At 69.2% G+C, this 736-nt stretch carries 1 protein-coding gene; it reads left to right on the top strand.

Annotation, left to right across the window (positions count from 1 at the left end; all coding sequences use genetic code 11):
* A partial coding sequence (locus ACFOWZ_RS48005) for an HNH endonuclease signature motif containing protein (protein WP_382381438.1) occupies positions 1-535 on the top strand: 535 nt, incomplete at its 5' end.
* Positions 536-736 lie beyond the last annotated feature (201 nt).

Genomic DNA, 736 nt, shown 5'->3' with positions numbered 1-736 from the left:
CGCCCTGGCCGAACTGATCGAGCTGATGCTGCGCGCCGACCAGCTGCCCGAACACGGCGGTGAGCCGGTCACCATGACGGTGACCCTGCGCTACGAGGACCTGGTCAAGCAGGTGGGCGAGGCGATGCTGGACACCGGCGAGCACCTCCCGGCTGATCAGGTCCGCCGGGTGGCCTGCGACGCGGGCATCATCCCGGCAGTACTGGGCGGCGAGGGCCAGCCGCTGGACATCGGCCGCAAGACCCGGACCTTCCCCGCCCGGATCCGCCGCGCCCTGGTCCTCCGAGACCGCGGCTGCGCCTTCCCGGGGTGTGACAGACCGCCCCGGCACTGCGACGGCCACCACGTCCGGCACTGGGCCGACGGCGGGGACACCTCGGTCGACAACGCGGTGCTGCTGTGCCGTGCGCACCACACACTGATCCACCAGAGCAAGTGGGAAGTCCGGATGATCAACGGCATCCCGACCTTCTACGCACCGGCCTGGCTCGACCCCCAACAAAGACCCAGACGCAACCTGATCAACACCGCCTGACCACAGCGAGGCGGTGCCGATGAAGGCCGCCCCGGCCACGGCCAGGCACTCTCGCCAACGTCGAGAAACCAAGGGCGGCATGGGGCGGTCGTTGCCCCCTGCCTCGTGGTACTACGGCCGCGTAGAGACAATTCCGGGAGGCGATTCCCGCGAGGCTAATCCGGCGAGGGCAATCCCGCGAGATCAATCCTGCGAGCTAGT

The organism is Lentzea rhizosphaerae, from assembly GCF_042649515.1.
GTDB classification, from domain to species: Bacteria; Actinomycetota; Actinomycetes; order Mycobacteriales; family Pseudonocardiaceae; genus Lentzea; species Lentzea aerocolonigenes.
The sequence above is the reverse complement of the archived record's forward strand: the minus strand, read 5'-3'. Positions and strand labels throughout refer to the sequence as shown.